Origin of the sequence: Burkholderia sp. AU45274 (assembly GCF_030482505.1) — a bacterium.
Lineage (GTDB): Bacteria > Pseudomonadota > Gammaproteobacteria > Burkholderiales > Burkholderiaceae > Burkholderia.
The window spans coordinates 328,722-335,093 of the sequence record NZ_JAUJQE010000008.1; the positions used below are offsets into that span (position 1 = coordinate 328,722).

Annotated in this window: 8 protein-coding genes; 7 read left to right on the top strand and 1 reads right to left on the bottom strand. The window is 63.0% G+C overall.

The features are described from left to right. The first annotated feature begins 71 nt into the window (after positions 1 to 71). The 3 genes from QZM35_RS27435 to QZM35_RS27445 all read left to right on the top strand — a co-directional run bounded on the left by QZM35_RS27435 (position 72) and on the right by QZM35_RS27445 (position 1,716). Positions 72 to 671, top strand: coding sequence for a hypothetical protein (locus QZM35_RS27435; protein ID WP_089434276.1), 600 nt, complete (start codon positions 72 to 74; stop codon positions 669 to 671). Positions 672 to 763: 92 nt separating this feature from the next. Next, on the top strand, positions 764 to 1,135 hold the full coding sequence (locus QZM35_RS27440) for a nuclear transport factor 2 family protein (RefSeq protein WP_089434054.1): 372 nt from the start codon (positions 764 to 766) through the stop codon (positions 1,133 to 1,135). A 116-nt stretch (positions 1,136 to 1,251) separates the two neighbouring features. Next, positions 1,252 to 1,716 carry a GNAT family N-acetyltransferase gene (locus QZM35_RS27445; protein WP_089429236.1) on the top strand — a complete coding sequence of 155 codons (465 nt, stop codon included), beginning with the start codon at positions 1,252 to 1,254 and terminating at the stop codon, positions 1,714 to 1,716. A 49-nt stretch (positions 1,717 to 1,765) separates the two neighbouring features. Here the strand turns inward: QZM35_RS27445 and QZM35_RS27450 are convergent, their stop codons facing one another. Beyond that, positions 1,766 to 3,595: a methyl-accepting chemotaxis protein gene (locus QZM35_RS27450; RefSeq protein ID WP_089434053.1), complete on the bottom strand. Its 1,830-nt coding sequence runs from the start codon at positions 3,593 to 3,595 to the stop codon at positions 1,766 to 1,768. Between the two features lie 534 nt (positions 3,596 to 4,129). Here QZM35_RS27450 and QZM35_RS27455 point away from each other — a divergent pair. From QZM35_RS27455 to QZM35_RS27470, 4 genes are all read left to right on the top strand, one after another. Continuing rightward, the gene (locus QZM35_RS27455) at positions 4,130 to 4,714 is read left to right on the top strand and encodes an RNA polymerase sigma factor (RefSeq protein ID WP_301777199.1); all 585 of its coding nucleotides are present in this window, start codon (positions 4,130 to 4,132) and stop codon (positions 4,712 to 4,714) included. Between the two features lie 12 nt (positions 4,715 to 4,726). Next, the gene (locus QZM35_RS27460) at positions 4,727 to 5,035 is read left to right on the top strand and encodes a hypothetical protein (protein ID WP_089429233.1); all 309 of its coding nucleotides are present in this window, start codon (positions 4,727 to 4,729) and stop codon (positions 5,033 to 5,035) included. 2 nt (positions 5,036 to 5,037) lie between these two features. Further along, a complete protein-coding gene (locus QZM35_RS27465; protein WP_301777209.1) occupies positions 5,038 to 5,334 on the top strand; it encodes a 4Fe-4S dicluster domain-containing protein in 297 nt (98 codons plus the stop codon). 106 nt (positions 5,335 to 5,440) lie between these two features. Beyond that, a complete protein-coding gene (locus tag QZM35_RS27470) occupies positions 5,441 to 6,157 on the top strand; it encodes an O-methyltransferase (protein WP_301777200.1) in 717 nt (238 codons plus the stop codon). Positions 6,158 to 6,372 lie beyond the last annotated feature (215 nt).

The following is a 6,372-nucleotide window of genomic DNA, read 5'->3' on the forward strand; positions in this document are numbered from 1 at the left end:
GCCGGTACGACGTTGCACCCCGCCCAGTCCAACCACATACTGGTCGGCCAGTGGGAACAAGGATGCTGACGATGGTGAATGTCGATCATGGCGCCGCTTCGATCTTCGGCGTGATAGGAACGGCCGTGTCTTTGCTGGCGGCGATTCCGTATGCGCTCGCCATCTACCGGCGCACGATTCGCCCGCATCTGTTCACCTGGCTCGTGTGGTCGGTCGTCACGGCGATCGCGGCGGCCGGCCAGTTCGTCGCGGGTGCCGGGCCGTCCGCGTGGTGCACGGCAGCCATTGCCGTTACCTGCTTCCTAACGCTGGTGGCAAGCATCTTTCGGGGAGAACGCGGCTGGACACGCGTCGACTGGTTTTTCCTGGTCGCGGCCCTGTCGGCCATTCCGCTGTGGATGCTGACCAACGACCCGACGCTCTCGATCTGTCTGGTCACGCTGATCGAGCTGGCCGGCCTCGGCCCGACCGTCCGCAAGACGATCTGCGATCCGTGGAGCGAGAGCCTCACGTATTTCGCGCTGTGCGTGCTCAAGTACGCGCTGGCGTTGCTGGCGTTGAGCACGTGGAGCGTCGCGGTCGCGTTCTATCCGGCCGTCAACGTCATCGCGTCGATCGGCATCTGCGTGGTGATGCTCGTCCGGCGCCAATCGCTGTCGAACGCGCGGTAGACGGTATCCGGCGGTGCGGTATGTTCGTTGCTGCTGTTGCTCGCCGGTATGAGCTGAACCACAGACCTTCAGAGACGATGCGAGGCCCTGAAATGGATGCAATCCGTACAACTATCGAACCCAGCGAAGCCGCGCTTCGTGTCGCGATGCTGGCCAACGATGTCGAAGCGCTCGATGCGTTGCTGGACGACGACCTGGTGTTCACCGTTCCGACCGGCCAGGTCATCTCGAAGGAGGACGACCTGGCCGCGCATCGCGCGAAGCTGCTGCGCCTCGACAGGCTCGATGTGCAGGAAACACGCGCATGCGCGATCGGCGAGATGATCCTGACCACGACGAAGGCGAGACTCGCCGGCCATTTCGACGGCACGGCGTTCGACGGCATGTTTGCCTATACTCGGCTCTGGCGCCGATCATCCGCCGGCTGGCGCGTCGTCGCCGGGCATGCATCGCAGGTCGCGTAGCTGCGTCGTGCGCGACGTTCCTTCGAGTCGGCAAGCCCCGCGAATCCGGCGTTGAGTTGAGTCGATGCGAGCCGGGCGATACCCCGACGAAGGTGTCGACCATCACAGGAGACGAGATGCACCAAGCATTCACCGTACGCGCTGCCCGTACCGCGGACGCGGACGCACTCACGCGGCTGGCTCGCATTTCGAAGGCACACTGGGGCTATCCGCAGGACTGGCTGGACTTGTGGCAGAGCGATCTCACGATTGCGCCGGAGACGATCGACGGGTCGATCGGATACGTTGCGGAGTCCGGCGCGGCAATCATCGGGTTCTGGGTCCGGGCGTCATCGGAATCGGATCGCCCGACGCCCGGATGGCTGTTCGTCCATCCCGACCACATGGGCCGCGGTGTCGCCCGGGCACTGTGGGAAGAGGTCCGCAGGGAAAGCGTCGCGAGAGGGATCAGGAGCTTCGTGATCGAAGCGGACCCCAATGCGCTTCCGTTCTATCTGGCGCTCGGCGCCGAAAAAATCGGCGAAAAGGAATCGAGCGTCGTCCCGGGCAGGTACTTCCCGATCGTGAGGATCACGATCTGATTGCAACGTGCGTCGGCACCGCCGCCAGACGCACCCGGTATCGCCCTTCTCACGCTGACTGCAACGTCATCGTGCGGCGGTCCTCGAGCTTGAACTCGCCGACCGTCTGCGCGAGCCTGGCGGCCTGCTCGCGCAGCAACGTCGCGGCCGCCGCGGACTGCTCGACGAGCGCCGCGTTCTGCTGCGTCGCATTGTCGAGATGCGACACCGCCTGATTCACCTGCTCGATCCCCGTGCTCTGCTCCTTGGCGGCCACGGTAATTTCCGCAATCACGCTCGTGATGCTGCGCACGCCCTCGACGATTTCGTTCATCGTCGTGCCGGCCGTCTGGACGAGTCCCGAGCCTCCCTCGATCTTCTCGACCGACGAGTGAATCAACTGCTTGATTTCCTTGGCGGCCTGCGCGCTGCGCTGCGCGAGCGCTCGCACCTCGCCCGCGACAACCGCAAAGCCCCGACCGTGCTCGTTCGCACGTGCGGCCTCGACGGCAGCGTTCAACGCGAGAATGTTGGTCTGAAACGCGATGCCGTCGATCACGCCGACGATGTTGGCGATCTCGCTCGACGCCTGCGTGATCTCGTTCATCGTCGAGACGACTTCGCTGACGACCGTGCCGCCGCGCACCGCGACGTCCGACGCCGATTCCGCCAGACGGCTCACCTGGCTCGCGGCATCGGCCGAGTTGCGGGCCGTGCCGGCGATTTCCTCGAGCGCGGCGGCGGTTTCCTGCAAGCTCGATGCAGCATGCTCGGTCCGCCCGGACAGATCCTGGTTGCCCTGCGCGATCTCGGCGCTCGCGAGGTTGACGGATTCGCTGAACTCGCGAATCTGCAGCAGGATCGTACTGATCTTTTCGGCGAACAGGTTGAACGCATGCGCGATCTGCGCGGCTTCGTCCGCGCCGTCGGCAGGCAGGCGTTTCGTCAGGTCGCCGCTGCCGGTCGAGACATCCGTCAGCGCGTCGCGAACCAGCAGGATGCGCTTGAAGGCCGCGTTCGTCATCGCACCGACGAGCGCGGCCGCGATCACGGCCACGATCAGGATCGCCGCCAGTGTCGTCGTCGCGACCGCGCGCATGCCGGCCGTCACGTCGGCCTTGTCGAGCGCGAGCACGAGGGACCAGTCGGTGCCCGCGATCGGCTGGGCCCGCAGCAGCTTGGTGGCGCCGTCGATGTCGATCGCGACGGGCTCGGACGCGGTTTGCAGCGCGCCGAGGTGGTCGGCGTCGAGTGCCGGCGAAAGACCGGTTGCCGGTTTCATGATCAGGTCGGTCTTGGCCGACGCAATCACGCGTCCGCTCTTGTCCACCAGAAATGCGAAGCTCGCGGGTGTCGGGTGTACCGAGGTGACGATCGAGCTCACGCTCTCCATGAACAGGCTGGCGGCCAGCACGCCCTTCACCGTGCCGTCGCGCACCACGGGCACCGCGAACGCGACAGCCGGCTTGCCGGTCGTTGCATCACGATAGAGTGCCGTCACGACCAGGCTGCCGGCGCTGACGGCCTGCTTGTACCACGGGCGTGATGTCGGGTCGTAGCCGGGTGCGAGCGGCACGTTCGAGAACGCGGTCTTGTCCGGCAGGCCGAGCGTCAACACCTCGAAGCCGCCCGACTTCCCAAGCAACTTCAGCGCCGGCAGCGGGTCGCCCTCGCCGATCGGGATCGTGTCCGCGAGTGCCTGGGTTTCCCGGCCTCTGCTGGCCACCCATTCGTTGATCGCCAGCGCGTGCCCGGCGAGGATCGACTTGTGATTCTGGTCGATTGTCGCGTCGTTGTGTTGCTTGACGACGTAATAGACCAGGCCGCCTGTCACGGCCAGCGCCGTTACCACGATGGCGACGCAGGTCGCGAGTATCCGTGCACGAATCGAGGACAACATGATGACTTCGATCTCCGTTACCGCGTTATATGAATGGGCTCGCCGAAAGCGGGCAACGTCCTGTTTAACGACAGCGGCTGCGGGAACTTAAGGCCTGACTGGCCAGACCAGTGTGCGCAACGGATCGGCAGAACCGTGGATTGAAAGACGGACGTGCCGATCCGGCAAGATCGGATACCGTGCGGACTGACCGGGGCGCGTAGCAGGGAGCCTTGAAGAACTGTCAACGCTCGTCCGGATACGCGGAAGGTTGCCATGTTCCGGTTCGCCGGAGGTTTGACGGTCTATCTGCATCGCGATTCGGTCGACTTCCGCGTGGCCGGTAGCAGAAAGGCATCTCGTTCAGCGTGTCGAAGCCGAGAGACGGGATCAGGTATCGATTCCGCTCCGGCACGCGTATTTGACGAGCCGCCGACGATAAGTGCGCTCCCGGCTTAGCCAACGATAAAGGGTATCACCGCAAGGCCGACGCATTCGGCAGCAGATTTTTTTCTCTCGCCACAATATTCGCGCGCCTGAAACGTCTTCAGGTACATGGAATCGCCACCCACTTCGCACACGATGACCGACCCAGACCGCGACATCACAGCGACAGTGATGCGTGAACGATCGAGGCTAGTGAATTTTATCCGGCGTCGGATTCGCGACCCGGACGACGCCGAGGACATCCTGCAGGATGTGTTTCACGAATTCGTACAGGCGTATCGACTTCCTGCGCCAATCGAGCAGGCGAGTGCGTGGCTTTTCCGTGCCGCGCGCAACCGCATCGCTGACCGTTTTCGCAAGAAGAAGGAGCAGCCTCTTACCGATCTGCCCGAGGTCGACGATGACACAAACGGTGAGTATCGCCTGGACCTCGCGCTACCGGCGCATGATGCCGGCCCCGAAGCACGCTATGCGCGCACGCTCGTGCTCAAGGCCTTGCAGGATGCGCTCGACGAGTTGCCGACCAATCAGCGGGAGGTATTTATTGCACACGAGCTGGAGGGCCAGTCTTTCAAGGAAATGGCCGCACAAAGCGGTGTCGCGCTCAATACGCTGCTCGCTCGCAAACGCTATGCGGTCTTGCATTTGCGTGCCCGACTGCAGCCCATTTATGACGAACTGGATAACACCTAGAGGAATCGACAGATGAATTTCCGAATCAGATGTGCAGGCAAGGCGCTTCTCGTGTTGATCGCGATAGGCGTGCTCGGATGGGTCGTCATGATGTTATGGAACTGGGTCATGCCGGCGCTATTCGTCGGCGCCCGTACGATCGACTTCGCCCATGCGCTGGGCCTGCTCGTGTTGAGCCGCATCCTGTTCGGCGGATTCCGCGGACATCACGGCTGGCGCGGTCGACGCCACTGGCGCAAGTGGGAGTCCATGACTCCCGAGGAACGCGAGCATTTCCGGACCGCGTGGCGATCCGGCAGCAACCGGCCCACGGGAGAATGAACATGTCCGACAAATCAACGGGCGGCTGCAAACAGAAGCCGGGTGTGATTGCGCCGGTCGTCGATCTGAAGCGCTGCGAAGGCAAAGGGGATTGTGTCGCCGTTTGTCCCGAGAACGTGTTCGAGATCCGGCGCATCGACAAAGTCGATTACCTCGGCCTTGATCTGATGCATCGCCTGAAGCAGCGCGTGCATGGAATGAAGGTCGCCTATACGCCGAATGCGCACGCGTGCCGGTCATGCGGACTGTGTGTGACGGCGTGCCCCGAACGCGCAATCACGCTTGCCCGTACGGTATAGCAACCTCCGTGTATCACCGATATCGAGCGACAGCGCGGCATCTCTGATGAGAGATGCCGCCGCTGAATACTGCGTCGACCGAATCAATCTCTTCAAGGAAACGCACATGGCGTCACCCACCATCGCTCTTCTGCAGCGGCTCCACGAAGAGAGCCGGACCGAAATCGTCGCCCGCGCCCGTGCGCAGTTCCAGGGATCGAACGAGGATTTTCTGTCGTTAGCTGAGGAATACGAAGCGATCGCGCCCCGTCTGCGGGGGCGGTTTCTCGAAACGGTCGGGCTGTCCAGCGACGACTTCGATTCCCCCGAAGGCAGTCCGCTATCGTTGGCCGTGTCGCCGGAAACGGGCGGATTCTTGCGCAACATGGTGCTCTCGCAACGACCGGCCAGAATCCTTGAACTTGGCAGTTCATGCGGCGTATCCACGCTGTATTTCGCCGAGGCGCTGCGCACGTTGGGCCGTGGCGTTGTCGTCGCGACCGAACGTGATCCGCTCAAGTGCGCACATTTGCGCGATCACGTCAGGACGGCGGGCCTGGATGCCTATGTCGACATGCGGGAGGGCGACGTATTCGAGACCGTTGCCGAACTGGACGGTACGTTCGACATGGTGTTCATCGACATATGGGCCGACGCCTATCTGAGGCTCTTCAAGCAGATCGAGCGCCTGCTGCGCCCGGGATCGGTCGTACTGGCCGACAACATGTACACCGCCGAGGACGCCGTTCGACCGTACAAGCACTACCTCGACAACGCCCCCCGGTTTTCGACCACGACCCTGGACTTTGAATCCGGAGTCGAATTTACGGTCGTCGTTTCTTGAGTGGCGATGCCGTCGAAGCGGTTCTTCCATGGGATCTCGGGCTAAAGAACACCGCCGCCATCCCGCACCCCAAAGCATTTCCGCCGCCCAAATGCAAAAACCCCCGCCTTTCGGGCGGGGGTTTTCGGCTTAGGGAGCCTGACGATTACCTACTTTCACACGGGAATCCGCACTATCATCGGCGTAGAGTCGTTTCACGGTCCTGTTCGGGATGG

Excerpts from the sequence above, each read along its gene's own strand:
- QZM35_RS27435 (WP_089434276.1), top strand. The coding sequence starts at position 72 with ATGGTGAATGTCGATCATGGCGCCGCTTCGATCTTCGGCGTGATAGGA.
- QZM35_RS27440 (WP_089434054.1), top strand. The coding sequence starts at position 764 with ATGGATGCAATCCGTACAACTATCGAACCCAGCGAAGCCGCGCTTCGT.
- QZM35_RS27445 (WP_089429236.1), top strand. The coding sequence starts at position 1,252 with ATGCACCAAGCATTCACCGTACGCGCTGCCCGTACCGCGGACGCGGAC.
- QZM35_RS27450 (WP_089434053.1), bottom strand. The coding sequence starts at position 3,595 with ATGTTGTCCTCGATTCGTGCACGGATACTCGCGACCTGCGTCGCCATC.
- QZM35_RS27455 (WP_301777199.1), top strand. The coding sequence starts at position 4,130 with ATGGAATCGCCACCCACTTCGCACACGATGACCGACCCAGACCGCGAC.
- QZM35_RS27460 (WP_089429233.1), top strand. The coding sequence starts at position 4,727 with ATGAATTTCCGAATCAGATGTGCAGGCAAGGCGCTTCTCGTGTTGATC.
- QZM35_RS27465 (WP_301777209.1), top strand. The coding sequence starts at position 5,038 with ATGTCCGACAAATCAACGGGCGGCTGCAAACAGAAGCCGGGTGTGATT.
- QZM35_RS27470 (WP_301777200.1), top strand. The coding sequence starts at position 5,441 with ATGGCGTCACCCACCATCGCTCTTCTGCAGCGGCTCCACGAAGAGAGC.